Below are 18690 nucleotides of genomic sequence, written 5' to 3'. Positions count from 1 at the left end.
AGCGATAGAGACTATTCTACTTCTACCATGGGTCTAAACGTGAGCTCGTGTATGACGACATCACTCGGCAGTTCAAATAGCGTGGTTATTGTTTTTGCAACGCCTTCTGGGCTCATATATTCTGGTCTGTCTGCGGGTCTAAAGTTGGTGTCGGTGCCACCCGGGATCAGGTTGGTGACTCTGACCCCAAAGGGTTGGGCTTCTTTCATTAAGACGCCAGTAAATCCAGATAAACCTTGTTTCATTGCGGTATAGACCGACATTGTTTCACTGGCCCGTTTAACAACGGTGCTGGTTACATTAATAATGTAACCAGAGCGCTGCAACTTCATATCCGTTAATGCAAGCTTTGACAGCAACATTGGCGCTCTGAGGTTAATCGCATAGCTTTTGTCTAATTCCTCGCAGGAAAACTCTTCAACTGGGCACTTACGGGCATTCATGCCTGCGTTGTTAATTAGTACATCTAATCCGTCAAGCTCTGAACGTGCTTGTGTGTAGAGCTTTTCGACTTGTAACGACTCAGCGAGATCGTAACAAGCGTATAGACAGCCAGTTTCAGCTGCTAGTGCTTCTAGCGACTCGACGTTTCTCGCCGTTGCAAACACCTGATGACCCATTGCAGATAGCTGTTTGACTAACTGGTTACCTATCCCACTGCTTGCCCCTGTTACTAGTATTTTCATCGTAATTGCCTTGTGATTGTGAGGTGTTGTCGGCTGCCGATCGCGTAAATGCAGCCCTGCCATCTGTGATAATGTCTCTCTAATATATTGACTATACGTGAGCTGAATGAGCCTGGCATTAGAATAACCGTTACAAACCGTAGCTGTAGCTGCTCATCATTTTAGTTGTTGAAAATCAGAAATTATGTGACTTGCGGCAGATAGGTCATTGTTTAGATTAAATTCATGTTGAACCGCGATAACATCGCAACCACTGGCTTGAGCGGCCGTTATACCGGCAGTAGAATCTTCAAATACCAATGTATCTTGTGCAGCGGCCGACAGCTTGTTGAGGGCGACATGATACGCTTCTGGGTGAGGTTTGTGTTGAGTCACCTGTTCTTGGGTGATTATGCAGTCAAACGCACCGGTAAGATCGTGTTGGGCAAGTATTTCTTCAACCATCCACATAGCCGCAGAACTGACAATACCACAGGGCTTATTTTGCGCTCTAAGGGCGAAGATATACTCTCTAGCTCCTGGGGTCAGAGTCACCTTGCGTTGCAGCAATGTTTGGTAATGTTGTTTGAAACACTGTCTAAAGGCTTCGGCATTGGGTTTTATGGTTTGGTGCCTAAAAAAGTGGCCTGTAACCGACTGCCAACCCTCCCCCATTACCGTTTTATAGTCGTTCACTTGGGCATCAATACCAAATTCTTGGCACGCAAATACAATAGCTTGCCCCTTGAGTGGCTCAGAGTTGACCAGTGTTCCATCAAGGTCAAACAGAAATGTACGATAGTCTTTCATTGGATTCCTAGTTAATGGCAAACTGTTTAGTGACTCGTCGATTTGGAGTTTAGGCTTTGGATCGTTAAAGGCTTTCTAATCATGGTCACAAACTGAGCATCTCGATGGACTTCTTCAAATCCGTGCCTAGAGTACAAGTTGGACACTCGATTGCCGTTCAAATAACAGAGCTTAATGGGTTTGTTAATCTCATCCGCCTGTCTCGTAACACTACCAAGGATATTTCCACCTATCCCCATCGAATGAAACTCAGGCAATAAAAAAAATCGCCCAAAATAGAGGTGTTCAGAATGCTCAGATACTAGGAAACTACCAATGGACTGTGATTGCCATTCGATAATATTTGGTTTTGCATCCTGCCACTCCTGACAATGGATAGCACGCTGAACCCCTTCATCCCAGCCAAATACTGCCTCTACTGCTGCGTATTCGGCGGATTTTTTAAGCGCAAACAAGAACTCATAATCTTGAGGTTCTGCTAGTCTTTGCGTTGTTTTAATGGTTTTCAATAGCCTCTTTAATCCGACGTGTGGTAGTAGTATTTGTTCAAGACCATAACGCTATAATTTTTTACCCAAGCGTTTTTCAATCTGACGTTTTTCCCAATTTGCACCAAATAGATCAAACACTTCAAAGGCGCTTAAACCATGATTAATAATACCTATGCCCCAACCCATTGCTGGCCAAATGGCCCAAATATAGCTCGAATCAGTGACTAAATTAATGATAAACAGCAGTCCAATGACCGAAAGGTAGGTGATCAAATGAGAGTAAAAACTTTTAATCGCTCTAACTTGATCGATGACGGTTTGTTCGTCTTGATTAAGCTCTGTGTCTTGCTTCATAGTGTGCTCCTGTTGAAGTTCCGAAATGGATAACTCAAAAACAGCAGCGAGAGATTTTTGTGACTCTAGGCTAGGTGTATGACCACGTTCAATTCGTTGAATTGTGCGAATACTTAATCCACTCAACTCAGCTAACTGCTCCTGTGACCATCCTCGTTTTAATCGATATTTTCTAACCATTGCTCAAATCCTTTTCGCTGTGTCTTCAAAACCTTATCGATTTAGGTTTCAAATGTGAACGTCACTAGGGCGACAGCCTTATGACAGCTTAGCAAAATCAATAGCTTAAGCAAATAAAACTGCGAGCGATGCACAAATGCCTACCTGCACATATAGTGTTACGCATAGGATTCAAGATTGATTTTATATTGGGTTAACACCTCTTGCCGTTGCCGTATTTTTTTGTCTAGCAGCGAGCGCCATTACCTTAGCTGTTAGGTCAGAAATCTCCCCTTGGGTAGTTCCGTTTATTTTGCATTGTTTTATATAATAGTTAATGCACGGTAAGCAGTTGAGTGCCATCGCGGCAGATAGTCCAACTAACAGCTCAGTCTCTGTATCCAGATGTTCATTTTTATGGGTTGAGTGATAGAACGCATTCATAATGCTGTCGATGGTATTACATCCCTTATTTTGACATCTGTGTTGACGGGGTTCTCTTGCTCTATTTTGCAAGTAGACCCCGTTCTCTTTTGTTTTTGTTTTTGTTTAGATAACATTGCCCATACTCACACAAGGCAGCAAGCAAGTTCGAATCAAAGACTGTATCTATGGGCAGCGTAATGGATATTACCTTAAATCAAATGTCTTACTCGAGGATAAACCGTCCTACTAGTGTATTCAGCTTAGCGTTATTTTTTGTGAGTTGTTGCGTATTGCCAACCGTTTTTGCGCTGCTTTCTTCCAATCGAGCTGCCATATTTTGAATCGCGACCATGTTTGCATTGATCTCATTACTCACTTGGCTCTGCTCTTGCGCAGCAGTAGCTATATGGGTGCTGATATCCGATATTTTTGCGATAGATTGACTCACTACATCCAGTGATTCGGTCACTTCTGAGGTTTTTTTGGCCGTTGTTTCGCAACTTCCGCGAGTGTGATCCATTGCACTGCTTACATTGCTGCTTCCCGACTGCAATTTACCCAACATATCGCTAATTTCCCCTGTACTTTGTTGAGTCCGACCTGCAAGTGCTCTAACTTCATCAGCAACCACGGCAAAACCTCTACCTGCTTCACCTGCTCGAGCGGCTTCGATGGCGGCATTAAGTGCCAGAAGATTGGTTTGTTCGGCGATGCCACCAATCACTTCTAGTACATGACTAATATTGTCCACATCAGTAACCATGCTGTGGATGGACACTGTCATTTCATCAACTTGACTCACTAACTCGTTAACACTATTTACCGCTTGTCCAACCACATTACGGCTGACATCTGCTCCGGTATTTGCACTATTGGTTAACTCAGCTGCACCTGAGGCGCTTTCTGATACGTTTTCTGCTGTGGCGGCCATTTCAGTAATCGCTGTCACCGCTTGTTCGGTTTCAAGCTGATGATGTTTAATCATATCTTCGTTACTGTTTGCTTGTTGCTCTAGGGCCTCTATCCCTTGAGTAATTTCGGTGTTTGTCTGCTTTATTTGCAATAACATGGATTGGATTTGGCTGACAAAATGGTTTATTCCTTCTGAAATCTGTCCAATATCATCTTTTGTCGTCACAAGTAAGCGTTTAGTAAGATCAGCGTCACCACTACCTAGCTCTTGAACCAAGTGTTTTAATGCAATAATGGGTTGGTAAGCATAGCGGATGGCAAATCCTGCCAGTATGACAATGACAATGCCTGTTCCTAGTAAAGCGAGTGTAATACGAGTATTTAGGGCGTTGGTATGTTGTTGGATAAAATCGTTATCGATATACCCGGTGAGTGTCCAGTCGAGTGCACCAAATGGGATATCATATTCATACGCACTTAGATTACCGTCTACAACGTTGGTGAATATTTCAGTTTGTTGATGATCGATAAGTTTTAGATAACTGCCCTCACTATTTAGCGACGACAAGGTTCGCTGTATATTACTTAAATCCACTTCGAAGATATCGTGACCACTCATGCCAGAGTAGTTAGTTAACGAAATAAGTGGGATACCGTCGCGATAATAAACACCACTGATGTAGCTCTCTTCTCCTGCTAACTCTGCCAATTCGAGCATTGTGTTTTTTTCTTCATCTGAGATATCAGCGAAGCCAGGAGCAAACACATTACCTGATAACACTTTTACAATACTATGGAAGCCAGTAAGCTCGATTAAACTTTCAATATTACTGAGGCTCACTTTTAAGCTTTTCGATAATATAAAGGTATTGTCTAAATCTGAGCGGACCTTTTCAGAAATTAGTACTAGTTTGTCTTGTACATTGGCCGTGTCGGTTTGAGTAAGATCAGCGCGTATAAAATATTGCACGCTACTAAATGAAGTGACTAGTGATATACTCAACATCATGAATATCACCAAGTAAATCTTGGTTTTAAATGCCATCGATCTCATATCTTTGCGTCTCGTATCTTGTTGAAGAAAAAGAAAATATTCTGTATTTCTCATTGGTATCGGCAGCAGTATTAAAACACGAGTCGTTTTATCAAGAACTGTGATCTGCTTAGAATTAGTACAGTTAATATTTGACGTTGAGCACACATAAAATAGCACTATCGTGCTGTGGCACGTAATGGGTGGGCTTATATTTAGGCGGTTGAAAAACCACTCGAGAAACACTTAATTTACATACAAAATAGTATACTAAGAGTTCGTGATTTCGATTAGCCACGATGATGTTTTGTCGAGGTATTTATATTTTTAGCGACAGTAGTTTAACTTGGTTTCTTATTTTCTTTTAATTGCGTCAGGTATTTATCAAATCGCCTTGCACGTGTCTCTTGTTTCTTGGCACTGGTTAATCCATATGCGATTACATAGCGGTCAGATTTGGTTAGACTATTATAAAAGTCGAGTGCTCGAGGAAATGGATTCAGAGCAGATAAAAAATCGTTAGGGACGGTCATTTCACTGGCAGTATACGCATTTTCCCAGCGTCCATCCGATTTTGCAGCAACAACATGCACCATTCCAAAATCTGTCATGGTTTGTTCGTTGATCAATTGCTGGGCAATGTCTCGATTGCGTTTAGACCAATTACTGCGGGTTTTTCTGGGAGTAACTCTTTGTAGATAAGAGTGTTCATCCAACGACTTTTTAACTCCGTCGATCCAGCCCCAGCGTAATAACTCAACGACAGCCTCATCCCAGGTGATGCTCACAGTCACTGAGTGCTTCTTGTAAATTTTAATCCAAAGTTCAGTGTGAGTTGCGTGGTTTTCTTGAAGCCAGTTAAAAAGTTGTTTGGAGGTTTCAAACGGCATTATTAGACGAGTGTTAACTTCAGGCACTGTATTCCTATCCCTAGAATGTGTACGGCAAATCGAAACGCACCATCCGTCTTATTTATTTTGTAGGTATCCACTATCAGAAGCGTTGACTTTTTGGGGAACATGCTGTGACGTGTGGCGAACTTTGTTACTTCTATAAACCGAAGCCAACCCTTGGTTGTTTGCGCACTGAACGGACACCCCATGCCGACAAGTCAGGTTTTGGCTTTCCTGTATAATCACCCAAACAAATATAGCCTTTGGCCAGATAACGATATAAGAAGTCTCCCCCTTCCAATGACGCTGTTTTATCGTCACCAAAGGGCAGCTTAATTCTTTCAACCCGTAAATCTTGGGCGCTTTTAAACGCTGGGTATACTGAAGAATTTACTTTATAGGCATCGAGATCTTTGAGCAGAGCTTTGTCAGATATCTTTGCTGTGGACCGACTGAATAACATGATAAGTCGCATTTGTTGTTCTGACGAGACGATGAGCATTTCCATGGGAGGCTTCCTATTAAACAAGGCAGTATATAGGAACGCCTCAAACAACACGAACGAACAATGCGTCCTGGCCACAAATAACCAAGTGCAAAAATTGATTGTTCTCTTTTATGCATTCCTCAAGGAAGGATCGTCGCTGAGATACTCAACAAACTCTACTTCAAACCCCGCAGGATCAACGAAATAGACGTTTTTGCGATGAGGCTCTTTGGTGCCTGGGTTAGCGATTCTAAAACCAGCTCTCGTTAAGCGCTCTGTGATGCTATCTACATTGTGAGTGACATAAGCAAAATGGGCTAAACCAACCTGATGGCCCGCGAGATCCCGATTTGATCCTTCCCCATTATCACTTAACGCTATGTAGTGATATTGGTCCCCAAAGTGGAGCCATGTTCTAGGCTTACCGTGCCACTCCCCTTGCCCTTTTTCGCGCACTCTCCAATGAGGAAAAGCCGCCTGATAAAATTCAAGCATTTTTGGGATATCGTTAACGACTAAATTGACGTGTTCTAGATGTATCATAATCTTCTCCATGACGTTGCTGTTATCTAGAACGAACATGCTAATACCTAAAGTTATATTGAGGTAAAGAGGAAATTCAACTTATTTGTGGATTGCGTGCTGTTCAACCATATAGGCGATCGCTTCATCACTTAAGCAAGATTTACTGAGGTATTGACGCTGTTTACCAATGTGTAGGATAAAGCCCAGATCGGTTTGCTGAAGTTGGTCTATCTCAATCCATGAGATACTGCGGGTGTGATTAGCACTTTTATAACTGACCCCATTTGCACCTAACCTAAACTCTACTTTACTGTTTGAGCTTGTACTGAATGTTTGTCGCCATAACCACCAAGTTCTCTTAAACAATACACTCAGAGCCTCAACAATACTCAGAACGATAAAGAACCACCCAACGTATCCATTTGGCAGTAGCTCAAACTCTAATACAATCACACCAAAAACGACAAACAATAACGCTTTTAAATAAGCTTTTGGAAATTTAGTCGGAACGCTCGTTTGGTCGTAGCACTCCGCAAAAAAACGCTTGTCGAGGGGGTATTGGGTAGTGAAATTGAAATCTTTAGGCATAGGTGATTACTTTAAGTTTGCTGTATGTGAGTGTTCTATGCTGCGTTGTTGCAGCGTGACTATTGTATAGCTTGTTGATGGTTTTGGGCTACACATTTACTTTCCCCAATAAAAAAGCGAGCTCGAAGCTCGCCTTTAATTCTTTATGTATCGATTGTATTACAGAAGTTCTACTGACTGCTGAGCGATAACAAACTCTTCATTGGTTGGGATAACCACAGCCAGCGCGTCAAGCAATTCTGACTTAGCGATAATACCGCTGGCGCCAAAACGTGCGTCTTCGTTGCCTTTTTTATCTTCAACAAAACCAAGCAGGTTAAGGTTATTTAAGATTTCGCGACGAATATCTAGCGAGTTTTCACCAATACCACCAGTGAAAATAATGGCATCTAAGGCATCAAGTGGAATAAGGTAAGAGCCAATGTATTTTGCAACACGGTAAGTGAAGACTTGGAACGCCAACTTAGCGCCTTCATGTCCCTCTTCCATCGCTTGTAAAATACCGCGAGCGTCAGACGTTACACCAGATACACCTAGGAAACCTGATTTTTTGTTTAGCGTCTCGAAAACTTGCTCTTGAGTCCAGCCCTTCTTCATCAAAAACTCAATGATGCCGGGATCAAGGTCACCAGAGCGTGTCCCCATCATAAGACCAGCAAGAGGTGTGAACCCCATAGAGGTATCAACCGATTGTCCGTCTTTAATCGCACATACAGACGCACCGTTACCAAGGTGAACAGTAATAAAGTTGCACTGCTCTACAGGCTTATCTAACATTTTGGCTGCTTCACGTGACACATAATAGTGACTTGTACCGTGGAAACCATAGCGGCGAATGCCGTATTTTTCGTAAAGTTCATGTGAGATAGCGCCAGTAAAGGCTTTTTGAGGCATCGTTTGGTGGAACGCAGTATCAAATACAGCAAACTGTGGCAACGATGGGAATGCGGCCATAGCAGCATGAATACCTTTTGCGCCTGCAGGGTTATGCAGCGGTGCTAGGTCAGACAAGTTTTCGATTTCAGCAAGCACTTCGTTATCGATGCGTACTGTTTTAGTAAATTTTTCTCCGCCGTGAACAATGCGGTGACCTACTGCAACGATCGTGTCGGTTAAGTTCTCATCTTCAATAAGTTTAACGATACGGGTGATTGCATTAGCATGATGATTGTCTGCGGCAGTGATGGCTTCTTCGGTTTTGTTTCCGTTGAGCTTCCAAGCGATTGTGGCTTCTGGCATACCGAAGCACTCACCCAATCCACTGACAATTTCGTCGCCGGTTACTGAGTTGATGACGGCGAATTTAAGCGACGAGCTACCTGAGTTGATCACTAAAACGTTTGCATTTGGCATTGTAGGGGGTCCTGCACGTTATAATTGTCTGACAAATTGAATTGGGATTATTAAACATTTTTTGAATATTTAAAATTTAATTATGTCACAGAAAAACCAAACATTGATCTGGGTCAAGTTACAGTTTGGGTTAAAGCGGTGTACTGTGCGTATTGACTAAAAGTCAACCAGCATCAATCGGCAACAATCATAGAGGGTTTGATATGCGGCTTATTATTGGCAATAAAAATTATTCGTCTTGGTCTTTACGTGCATGGATTGCAATGGCGAAGACAGGCCTCCCCTTTGACGAAACCTTGTTGCAACTTGACACTGAAGAGTTTTATCAGCAAATAGGTAAAGTAAATCCAGCATTGAAAGTCCCTACTCTAGTCGATGGCTCACTCGTTGTTTGGGACTCATTAGCCATTTGCGAATACCTGAACGAATACTATTTTGATGGCCGAGCTTGGCCACAAGAACGCGCACAGCGAACACTCGCACGCTGCATCGCCAACGAAATGCACTCAGGCTTTTCTCACGTTCGAAATGCAATGCCAATGAATATTCGAGCCAAGCGAGAAATTGCCATTGACGACAATATTCAGAAAGAGATCGATAGAATTGTTCAAATCTGGACAGACTGTATGAAAAAACAGCCATCACCAAGTTGGTTGTTTGGTCAATGGAGCATCGCTGATGCGATGTTTTTACCGGTGGTGTTCCGATTTATAACCTACGGCATTACCGTTAGTGATGAAGCTAAAGCGTACATGGACTTTGTACTGCAGGATAAAGACGTGAAACGTTGGATTAAAGATGCGTTGGCGGAAACCGAAATCATCGAGCTTGATGAAGCGGGCGAAAATGTTTAGTCATAGTCCCTTTACTCAAACGCTATAAAGTAAAAAGGCTCGCATCAGCGAGCCTTTTATTATTTATCCGCGACCGTGGCCACGTTCACCACGGAAGTTTCCGCGATTGTCACCACCACGATTGCGATCGAAACGACGCTCACCTTCACGGCGTGGGGCACGCTCTCCGTCTGCGTTACGACGTGGACGACGTTCACCAGAACCTTCACCTTCACGGCGTGGACGACGCTCACCGCCACCTTCGCCACGACGCTCAAAGCGACGACCGCCATCACGATTTCCACCGTCACGACGAGGACCGCGATTTTCACGGAAATCATCGAAGTCACTTACGACAGCGTTGATCTCTTTTTGGCGAATGCGAAGTTTCTTCAGTTTACCTGCAGAGTCTTGATTCATATCACGTGGTAACTGTACAAATGAGTGCTCTTGAGCCAGTTTGATTGCACCAATTGCGCCTTTACCCAAACCAAGTTCATTAGCCAATGCACCAACGATATCTTTAACTTGAACACCTTGCTCACGACCAACTTGGAACTGGTAGGTTTCCCAATCCGCTTTGTTGTAGCTACGACCTTCACCGCGACCGCCTTCACGACCACCGCCCTCACGACGCTCTTTACGACGTTTCTTATCGCGTTCAATCGCGTCGATCATAGGGTCTGGACCTTTGTAGAACAAAGGACGTTTGCCTTGTTGGCGCTTAAGAAGGATCGCTGCAAGAGTTGCTGCGTCCATTTCTAGTGATTCGGTCAATTGGCTGATTAGCTCTGCAAAGTTCTCAAGAGACGGGTTTTCTTTCTCTAGTGCTAGTTCTTCACCCAGTTGAGTCAGGCGAGATGCTGCAACTTTGTCACGGTTAGGCAATTGAATTTCTGCCATGCTCGACTTAGTCACGCGTTCAATAGTGCGAAGCATGCGCATTTGGTTAGTGCGAACCAACAAGATTGCACTGCCTTTACGTCCAGCACGCCCAGTACGACCAATGCGGTGGATGTATGATTCTACATCGAATGGGATGTCGTAGTTGAATACGTGAGTAATACGAGGAACATCAAGACCACGAGCTACAACGTCTGTAGCAACAATGATATCAATGATGCCTTTTTTAATGTGATCGACGGTGCGCTCTCGCAGTGACTGTGGAATGTCACCGTGTAGAGGCGCAACCTTAAAGCCACGATCAGATAAGTAGTCCGCTAGACGTTCAGTGTCTTGACGAGTACGTACAAACACAATCGAGCCGTCGGTTTCTTCAGTTTCCAGTAGACGAACCATCGCTTCGTCCTTCTCTACACCTTTCACAACCCAAAATTGCTGCTCTACTTTATCAACCGTGTGGTTTTTACCCGCAACGTCGACAGATTTAGGGTCACGAAGAAAACGCTCTACAATGTTGCGAAGCATTGGAGGCATAGTTGCAGAGAACAATACGCGTTGCGCTGATTCTGGTGCGTGTTCTAGGATCCAAGTTACGTCGTCAACAAAACCCATGTTTAACATTTCGTCTGCTTCATCAAGAACAAACGTGTGGATTTCGTTTAGGTGCAGTTTATCTCGCTTGATCAAATCCATTACACGGCCTGGTGTACCCACGACAATGTGAGTACCAGAGCGCAGTGCACGCATTTGATCAGAAATTGAAGCGCCACCGTAGATTTCAAGAACCTTCAGACCCTTGATTTCTTTACCCAGAGTTTTGATTTCTGCAGCAACCTGAATCGCGAGTTCGCGAGTTGGAGCTAAGATAACGGCTTGCGGAGAGCGTTGGTTTAGATCAATTTTATTTAGTAGAGGTAGAGAGAACGCGGCTGTTTTACCAGTACCGGTTTGTGCTTTACCCAATAAATCGTTGCCTTCAAGCAGAAGAGGAATAGACGCTGCTTGGATTGGTGTTGGAGCAACGAAGCCCATGTTGTTTAGAGACGTCAACAGTTGTTCGTTCAGCGCGAGTTGGCTGAAGGTCGTTTGATTTTCTTGCATTGTGAACCCATTAAATGGTTAAAAGTGGTCCCACAAGCTCAATCACGATACTGATCCGCCCACTGTTCCACTCCTTTGGAGAAGGGACAGTATTTTTCTTAAAGCAATTAGGGACATATAAGAGCGGCGCATCATACCTGCATATTTTGATTTGTGCTACAAAAAATTGAGTCCCATCACATTTTTAGTACTATCGTGGCATGAAAAACACAACAAATATCCCATCCTAGCGATTGAGATACTGGTTTATCCCTTATATAGTGTGCCTAACTCTATGCAGCAATTTGCTCCATAGTCCTCACGCCAACCCTTTGAAGGCTATAAAGACTCAATGTTTCAAGACAATCCGTTACTTGCTCAGTTAAAAGCTCAAATCCAGGAAACCTTGCCAAAAAAAGAAGGTACCGTTAAAGCCACCGACAAAAACTTTGGTTTTTTGGAAATAGACAGTAAAAAAAGTGTCTTTATTCCACCACCGTTTATGAAAAAGGTCATGCATGGTGATAAAGTCTCCGCCATTATTCGTAGTGATAACGGTAAAGACAGTGCAGAGCCCGAAACGCTTATCGAGCAAGCGGTAACACGCTTTATTGGGCGTATTAGGCGCTTCAAAGGTCGACTTAACGTGGTGCCTGACCACCCACAGCTGAAAAAACTCACTTTAAAAGCGAAGACGGTAAAAGGTTTGCCCGCAGACGATCTCAAAGAGGGAGACTGGGTAGTTGCACACCTTACTCAACATCCATTGGCGGGTGATGACGGTTTTTTTGCTGAAATATCGGAAAAAATTACCGATGCAGACGACAAAATTGCTCCTTGGTGGGTGACACTCGCGCAAAATGACCTTCCGAATCGCGAACCTGACGGTATTGCTGACGATGAATGGCAGCTTAACGACTCTGCAAACCTGCAACGCACCGATCTGACCGACGTACACTTTGTCACCATCGATGGTGAATCGACCAAAGATATGGACGATGCTCTCTTTGCAAAGCCTTTAGACAACGGACAACTTGAATTAAGTGTCGCCATTGCCGACCCAACCGCTTACATTAGCCCTGATTCAGAGATGGATAAGGTAGCACGCGAACGTGGATTTACCATTTATTTGCCAGGTCGCAATATTCCAATGTTGCCTCGTTTTTTGGCCGATAACTTATGTTCACTCATAGAAAATGAAGTTCGTCCCGCTATTGTCGCCGTCATTGTTGTCAATCAAGATGGCAGCATTAGTGACAATGTCACCTTTAAGGCTGCGTTGGTTAAATCTCATGCACGCCTTAACTATAATCAAGTCTCTAACTGGCTTGAACAAGGTAATGAAAGCGAATGGCAGCCCGATGGCACGACAAAAGAGGTGATTCAAGATCTACATAAAGTCGCACAATTGCGCAGTGCGTGGCGTGAAGCGCACGCGGTTGTGTTTCCAGATCGCCCAGACTACCGCTTCGAATTAAGCGAAAGCAATGATGTGATCGCCATCCATGCTGATGAACGCCGAATCGCCAATAAGCTTGTTGAAGAAACCATGATTGCTGCCAACATTTGTGCGGGTCGCCTACTTCGCGATCAGCTGGAAATCGGTGTATTTAATACCCACCACGGCATTAAATCAGATAAAGTAAAAGCGGCCATTGAGATGCTTAATGAAGCAGGAGCACCTAATGTCACCGAAGAGACTTTGTCGAGCTTGGAAGGGTTTTCTGCGGTTCGCCGTTGGTTAAATCAACAGCCGACTGCGTATCTTGATAATCGTATGCGTAAGTTACAAGGATATGGTGAAACCAGTATTGAAGCCGGACCACACTTTGCGATGGGGCTTGATGTTTATGCCACTTGGACCTCGCCAATTCGCAAATATGGCGACATGATCAACCACCGCCTTATTAAAGCGGCGATAACAGGTGAAGCTCCGGTTCAAAAACCCGACGCGAGCATCGGAGATGAGTTAGGTCTGCATAAAAAGCACCATAAGATCGCAGAACGTAACATTGCCGATTGGTTGTACGTTAGAACGCTTGCTGACGATGCCAAAAATGAAGCTGAATATGAAGCCGAAATTTTTGATATTTCAAGAGCTGGGCTCCGAGCGCGTATTGGGGTTAATGGCGCAGCGGTATTCATCCCTTTGTCTTCAGTCTGTAGCAATCGTGAACGTATAGAAGGCAACCGTGAGCTTGGCATGGTATTACTTGATGGTAAGGTTCATTATCGCCTTGCCGACGCGATTGACATTGTCATTACGTCCGTTAATCAAGAAACTCGTAACATAGTCGCAAAACCTAAACACGTATTAGCTGACCCTTCGTAGATAATACTCCAGAGGGAGGTCCATCCTCCCTCTAGAGTTTAGAGGAATACAATGAGCGCAATTCGAGTTAACTATTTTACCAGTTTTATATCACGTCGACGTGAGCGCTATCCTGCTGCGCAGATTGGTATATTGTGGGTGAAAGCGGGAAGTATGGCATTTCGCCTCAATAACGGTTCTGAAGACACGATCCACGCAGGTCAATACTGTTTTTACAACTCCCAAGAACTCATTAACTTAGAAACACAGTTTAATGATGAGATGTTTGATGCGGTAGCTATTATCTTGTCACCGGATCTGCTACAAACTTTTCTTAATCTCTATAACGCACCAGACGACTATCGGCCCAGTTCACATCTACCTATTGTTGAATGTGATGATTACTTTCATTCGCAAATGGGCACGATCCTCACCTATTTTGAGCAGCCTACGGTTGATAACGCTTCTCTAGAGTTTGTGGCGATGTCTTTATTAAGTCAGCTTTGTTCATCGGCAAGTGCGACCATCGATATGATCAAGCAGTCACTCGACCTTAGTATCACGCAAAAAGTGATTCACTATATTGAAAAAAATATTGATGGGTCAATTACACTTGATGAAACAGCGAGTTATGTAGGCACATCCATCGCGACTTTAAAAAGAAAGTTAGCGGCTGATGACCTGTCTTTTTCTAACTTGGTTAAGGTGAAAAGGATTAACTTCGCAACGACACAGTTACGTGTGACCAATTACTCTATTACTCAAATTGCTTACGAAGCGGGTTACAAAAGCGCTGCGCATTTTAGTACGGCATTTAAATCCATTCACAATCAAACGCCTAAAGAGTTTAGAGCGATGTTGAGAAAAAATCGCGCCAAAGCGGCTAAGTCGATTCAACCCCAAAACTGATGATTTCGATCCAATTTAATGGCTTCAAACAACTGGTACAGGGGTAAACTCCCCTGCTCTAGGTTACTCCATTGCTGTGTACTGGTTGGGTCTGGTACTAGAATTACCCAACCTTGAGTTACTTTTTCCACGCGGAGTATAGATTCAGTATTTTCAACATGGTTTGAATCAACACGCATCACTAGGCGCTTAAAAAGCACACCATTGTCTTCTACGTGATAAGCTACTTTTTCGAGCTCAGCCGCGATATTACGGTTTCGATAGTCACACACGTCCTTTGCCAAATTGGCCAGTTGATGTTGTTCCCATTGCGTTAACATAAAGCCTCCAACTCGCTCGTTGACCGAGTAGTCACATTTCTGTCACCTTAACGTCATATCATAGCGTCGAAATTAATTAATTATGGAGCACCCCCATGTTTAGAGTTGCCCTTGCTACTCTGCTTTTTGTTTTTGCCCACGTTGCATCAGCAGAACAAATATCAATCGTAGGGTCGACGTCGGTCAGTCGCGTTATGGATATTTTAGCTGAAGATTACAATAAAACCTCACCAGAAAACCCCGTTGCGGTTCAAGGAATTGGATCCAGTGCGGGCGTAACTCTAGTAAATAAGAAAGTTTCTGAGCTTGGTATGAGTTCTCGTTATCTGACTGAGGCCGAAGCACATGATTCACTAAAGATTGTCACCATCGCATATGACGGACTTGCGCTAGTCGTTAACCACACAAACCCAGTGACAAATTTAACGCGCGAACAGCTCAGCGATATTTACCAAGGCAACATTACCAACTGGAAAGAAGTTGGTGGTGACAACAAAAAAATCGCTGTCGTAACTCGCGAAACAGCGTCAGGTACAAGATACAGTTTTGAAAGTTTGCTGGGTCTTACCCAAATCATTAATCAAAAGTTAGTGTCCGATATTAGCCATGAGAACTTAGTGGTAAACAGTAATTCAATGGTGAAAACCATCGTCAGCAATAACCCACATGCGATCGGTTACATTTCTATAGGCTCTGTTGATGCGAGCGTAAAACCGGTTCAGTTTGAAGGTATCGCTCCAACAGCAAAAAGTATCCTTGAGAAAAAATACGAGCTTCGTCGCCCGTTCCTAGTGTTTTACGACGCAGAGAACGTAAGTAAAGAGTCATTGGGGTTTGTTGATTACCTCACTAAGCCTCACGCGCAGGAAATTATTGAGCGTAGTGGCTACATTAAATTTCACTAACTGTGACTCAGTAACAACGCAGAAGGCCCGAATGCAATAGCATCGGGCCTTCTTCGTTGTTGACGTCTTTTTTTATGAACTCACACTACTCCGTTAAACAATAGAGTAACGTCGTCTATAAAAATTAAACAGTTAGCCATGATCTAATTCGCTGATTTATCGCCGAATTCTCAGTTTTAGATCCTATTGATAGATCACTCTTATAAGGTTTATTGAATGCCAGATTTAACGCTACTTCTGATATAATCTAACCATTGACCCTATACGAGCAGTACTTAATGGCGCTTAAACCAACAATATATAAATTTCGTGTTTCACTGACGGATCTCAATCGAGACTATTTTGATAATTTTCAACTCACAGTTGCTCAGCATCCGTCTGAAACATTGACACGTTTGGCCGCCAGGCTCATAGCGTTTTGCCATAGCGCAGAGCCCGATTTACAGTTCACAAAAGGATTGTCGAGTATAGAAGAACCTGACATTTGGACTAGAAGTTTAACCGATGATATTGAGCACTGGATAGAAGTCGGTGAGCCTGACTCAGAGAGAATTAAAAAAGCCAGCCGACTCAGTAAAAAACTGTCTATTTACAGTTTTAATACTAAATCGGATGCGTGGTGGAAACAGCAGAGTACAGCTATTTCACGTTATGCAAATCGCGTCTATCAACTCGATAACGAAGGCGTTGAAGCATTCGCTGCATTAATGACTCGTACAATGGATGTTTCTGTCATGCTCACTGGGTCCGATTTCTATATCGAAGCTAGTGGTGAGTCTGTGCAAGTTTCTATGTCTACACTGTTTGATTCATCAGACGCATGATAGGTTCACAATTGGTTGCGCTTGGTTTTCCTGAGTTATCGGATGCTCGAAAACAGCAACGCATGATAGAACTTTGCGAGTCAAATGATGACTTTTTCCAGGCAGCATTAAGTAAAGCTGAACTAGCACTGACTTCGGCGAGTTCAGAGCAGACGCTACCCTCATTGCTTGGTATATATGGGCATCGGTTTGAGCAGTGTTTGTCAGAGCTTTCAGCCCAGTCAGAGTCATTAACCGCGATGCAAAATGTGCTTAAAGAGTCTTTGCCGTCAAAGCACGCTGACAAGTTTGTTAATCAATCGGCTGTTGATGCCGAGATCACAAGCCGCATTTACTTGTTTATTCAGGGACGGATGAAGCTGGACTACTCATTAGCCAACGAGTTCTCTCAACGTGCGGCCCGCGAGCTTGCCCAATTTACTGCTCAGTCAGAAGACGAAATCCGAGTGATGCTTAACCAGTCTTATTACGCGGGTGTGGATGCGAAAAACAAACAAAGTAAAATGTTGCGCTGGTTTGAAAAGTGGTTTAGCTAGCCGTTTATCGATTACGGTACTCTTGCGAAGAGTACCGTACGATAACTGTTTTGAACTTTTAAGCACTTAGTGCCTGTTCTAGGTCACCAATAATGTCATCGATATGTTCGATACCGACCGACAAGCGGATCATTTCAGGCGCAACGCCCGCCCTAGACTGCTCTTCTTCGCTAAGCTGTCGGTGCGTGGTTGACGCAGGATGACAGGCTAATGATTTGGCGTCGCCAATGTTGACCAAGCGTTTAAATATGTTTAGCGCATCATAAAAACGAACACCTGCTTCAAAACCGTCTTTTAACCCAAAGGATAAGATTGCAGACGGTTTACCTCCCATGTACTTTTGAGCTAATTGATAATGTTCAGACTCTGGTAAACCCGCGTAACTCACCCAGCTTACTGCGGGATGCTCGTCTAGATATTGGGCAACTTTGAGTGCATTTTCTACGTGCCTTTCCATACGTAAAGGCAGTGTTTCCAAACCTTGAATAAGCAAAAACGCGTTCATTGGTGATAACGCGGAACCGGTGTTGCGTAACGGTACCGTTCTAGCACGGCCAATAAACGCGGCTTCTCCAAAGGCTTCAGTGTATACAACACCGTGGTAGGAAGGTTCTGGCTGATTAAACACTGGGAATCGTTCTTTGTGTTCAGCCCATGGGAATTTTCCAGAATCTACAATCACGCCGCCGAGAGTGGTACCGTGCCCACCAACATACTTTGTTAAAGAGTGAACGACGATATCAGCGCCAAACTCAATGGGTTTGCATAGTGCCGGTGTGGCGACGGTATTGTCCACAACCACTGGAACACCTTGTGCGTGAGCTAAAGTCGCTATGGCTTCAATGTCGGCGACGTTTCCGGCCGGGTTTCCGATACTCTCACAATAAACCGCTTTGGTGTTTTCATCGATTAGCTGCGCGATGCTTTCTGGCTTATCATCTTTGGCAAACCGTACTTCGATGCCTTGTTTTGGAAGCATGTGCGCAAATAGAGTATAAGTGCCACCATACAGTTGCGGTGCCGAAACAATATTGTCGCCCGCTTCCGCTAAGGTTTGAATCGCATAATTAATCGCGGCACTGCCCGCGCTAACGACTAACCCCGCGATGCCTCCCTCAAGAGCGGCCATTCGCTTTTCCAACACGTCATTGGTCGGGTTCATAATCCGAGTGTAAATGTTACCTGGAACGGCAAGGTTAAACAGATCGGCGCCATGTTGGGCATTATCAAACTCATAGGCAGCAGTTTGATATATTGGGACCGCCACGGCCTTAGTTGTAGGGTCGGTTTCGTAACCAAAGTGAATCGACAACGTTTCGTCTTTCATTGCTCTTCCTTGTGTAAAATGGGTGTTGTTGTGCTCCAACATAGTG

The 18690-nt window shown here is 43.9% G+C and carries 20 protein-coding genes; 6 read left to right on the top strand and 14 right to left on the bottom strand.

Translation table 11 applies throughout. The features are described 5' to 3' along the window. Positions 1 to 11: 11 nt before the first annotated feature. The 11 genes from ST37_RS01495 to ST37_RS01445 all read right to left on the bottom strand — a co-directional run bounded on the left by ST37_RS01495 (position 12) and on the right by ST37_RS01445 (position 8696). A complete protein-coding gene (locus ST37_RS01495) occupies positions 12 to 686 on the bottom strand; it encodes an SDR family oxidoreductase (protein ID WP_084882962.1) in 675 nt (224 codons plus the stop codon). A 156-nt stretch (positions 687 to 842) separates the two neighbouring features. Then, a complete protein-coding gene (locus tag ST37_RS01490) occupies positions 843 to 1475 on the bottom strand; it encodes an HAD family hydrolase (protein ID WP_084882960.1) in 633 nt (210 codons plus the stop codon). A gap of 26 nt (positions 1476 to 1501) precedes the next feature. Further along, entirely contained in the window at positions 1502 to 1975 is a 474-nt protein-coding gene (locus tag ST37_RS01485; RefSeq protein ID WP_084883450.1) for a GNAT family N-acetyltransferase, read from the bottom strand. 60 nt (positions 1976 to 2035) lie between these two features. Next, the gene (locus tag ST37_RS01480) at positions 2036 to 2500 is read right to left on the bottom strand and encodes a 2TM domain-containing protein (RefSeq protein ID WP_084882957.1); all 465 of its coding nucleotides are present in this window, start codon (positions 2498 to 2500) and stop codon (positions 2036 to 2038) included. A gap of 183 nt (positions 2501 to 2683) precedes the next feature. Then, on the bottom strand, positions 2684 to 2923 hold the full coding sequence (locus ST37_RS01475; RefSeq protein ID WP_242426182.1) for a carboxymuconolactone decarboxylase family protein: 240 nt from the start codon (positions 2921 to 2923) through the stop codon (positions 2684 to 2686). A 205-nt stretch (positions 2924 to 3128) separates the two neighbouring features. After that, positions 3129 to 4862, bottom strand: coding sequence for a methyl-accepting chemotaxis protein (locus ST37_RS01470; protein ID WP_172400904.1), 1734 nt, complete (start codon positions 4860 to 4862; stop codon positions 3129 to 3131). Between the two features lie 329 nt (positions 4863 to 5191). Further along, positions 5192 to 5767: a YdeI/OmpD-associated family protein gene (locus ST37_RS01465; protein ID WP_084882952.1), complete on the bottom strand. Its 576-nt coding sequence runs from the start codon at positions 5765 to 5767 to the stop codon at positions 5192 to 5194. Between the two features lie 133 nt (positions 5768 to 5900). Next, the gene (locus tag ST37_RS01460; protein ID WP_084882951.1) at positions 5901 to 6251 is read right to left on the bottom strand and encodes a hypothetical protein; all 351 of its coding nucleotides are present in this window, start codon (positions 6249 to 6251) and stop codon (positions 5901 to 5903) included. A 108-nt stretch (positions 6252 to 6359) separates the two neighbouring features. Beyond that, positions 6360 to 6773: a VOC family protein gene (locus ST37_RS01455; protein ID WP_084883448.1), complete on the bottom strand. Its 414-nt coding sequence runs from the start codon at positions 6771 to 6773 to the stop codon at positions 6360 to 6362. An 81-nt stretch (positions 6774 to 6854) separates the two neighbouring features. Then, complete coding sequence (locus tag ST37_RS01450; protein ID WP_084882948.1) at positions 6855 to 7343, bottom strand: YcxB family protein; 489 nt, start codon at positions 7341 to 7343, stop codon at positions 6855 to 6857. Positions 7344 to 7502: 159 nt separating this feature from the next. Next, a complete protein-coding gene (locus ST37_RS01445) occupies positions 7503 to 8696 on the bottom strand; it encodes an acetate/propionate family kinase (RefSeq protein WP_084882946.1) in 1194 nt (397 codons plus the stop codon). Between the two features lie 203 nt (positions 8697 to 8899). Here ST37_RS01445 and ST37_RS01440 point away from each other — a divergent pair, with 203 nt between their 5' ends. Then, a complete protein-coding gene (locus ST37_RS01440; protein ID WP_084882944.1) occupies positions 8900 to 9550 on the top strand; it encodes a glutathione S-transferase family protein in 651 nt (216 codons plus the stop codon). Between the two features lie 63 nt (positions 9551 to 9613). Here ST37_RS01440 and ST37_RS01435 read toward each other — a convergent pair whose 3' ends face one another. After that, positions 9614 to 11533, bottom strand: coding sequence for a DEAD/DEAH box helicase (locus tag ST37_RS01435; protein ID WP_084882941.1), 1920 nt, complete (start codon positions 11531 to 11533; stop codon positions 9614 to 9616). A 331-nt stretch (positions 11534 to 11864) separates the two neighbouring features. Here ST37_RS01435 and rnb point away from each other — a divergent pair, with 331 nt between their 5' ends. After that, positions 11865 to 13844, top strand: coding sequence for an exoribonuclease II (rnb, locus tag ST37_RS01430; RefSeq protein ID WP_084882938.1), 1980 nt, complete (start codon positions 11865 to 11867; stop codon positions 13842 to 13844). Between the two features lie 51 nt (positions 13845 to 13895). Continuing rightward, a complete protein-coding gene (locus ST37_RS01425) occupies positions 13896 to 14732 on the top strand; it encodes an AraC family transcriptional regulator (RefSeq protein ID WP_084882935.1) in 837 nt (278 codons plus the stop codon). Here ST37_RS01425 and ST37_RS01420 read toward each other — a convergent pair. Continuing rightward, positions 14717 to 15052, bottom strand: a complete 336-nt coding sequence (locus ST37_RS01420) for a hypothetical protein (protein WP_084882932.1) — start codon at positions 15050 to 15052, stop codon at positions 14717 to 14719. The genes ST37_RS01425 and ST37_RS01420 overlap by 16 nt on opposite strands. Positions 15053 to 15147: 95 nt before the next feature. Here ST37_RS01420 and ST37_RS01415 point away from each other — a divergent pair, with 95 nt between their 5' ends. The 3 genes from ST37_RS01415 (at position 15148) to ST37_RS01405 (ending at position 17317) form a co-directional block, all read left to right on the top strand. Then, on the top strand, positions 15148 to 15957 hold the full coding sequence (locus ST37_RS01415) for a phosphate ABC transporter substrate-binding protein (RefSeq protein ID WP_084882930.1): 810 nt from the start codon (positions 15148 to 15150) through the stop codon (positions 15955 to 15957). 278 nt (positions 15958 to 16235) lie between these two features. Further along, the gene (locus ST37_RS01410) at positions 16236 to 16781 is read left to right on the top strand and encodes a YaeQ family protein (RefSeq protein WP_084882927.1); all 546 of its coding nucleotides are present in this window, start codon (positions 16236 to 16238) and stop codon (positions 16779 to 16781) included. Beyond that, complete coding sequence (locus tag ST37_RS01405) at positions 16778 to 17317, top strand: hypothetical protein (protein WP_084882925.1); 540 nt, start codon at positions 16778 to 16780, stop codon at positions 17315 to 17317. The genes ST37_RS01410 and ST37_RS01405 overlap by 4 nt, the downstream gene beginning before the upstream one ends. Positions 17318 to 17375: 58 nt before the next feature. Here ST37_RS01405 and ST37_RS01400 read toward each other — a convergent pair whose 3' ends face one another. Beyond that, complete coding sequence (locus tag ST37_RS01400; RefSeq protein WP_084882922.1) at positions 17376 to 18644, bottom strand: O-acetylhomoserine aminocarboxypropyltransferase/cysteine synthase; 1269 nt, start codon at positions 18642 to 18644, stop codon at positions 17376 to 17378. Positions 18645 to 18690 lie beyond the last annotated feature (46 nt).

Source organism: Vibrio sp. qd031, assembly GCF_002100145.1.
Taxonomy (GTDB): Bacteria; Pseudomonadota; Gammaproteobacteria; order Enterobacterales; family Vibrionaceae; genus Vibrio.
The sequence above is the reverse complement of the archived record's forward strand: the minus strand, read 5'-3'. Positions and strand labels throughout refer to the sequence as shown.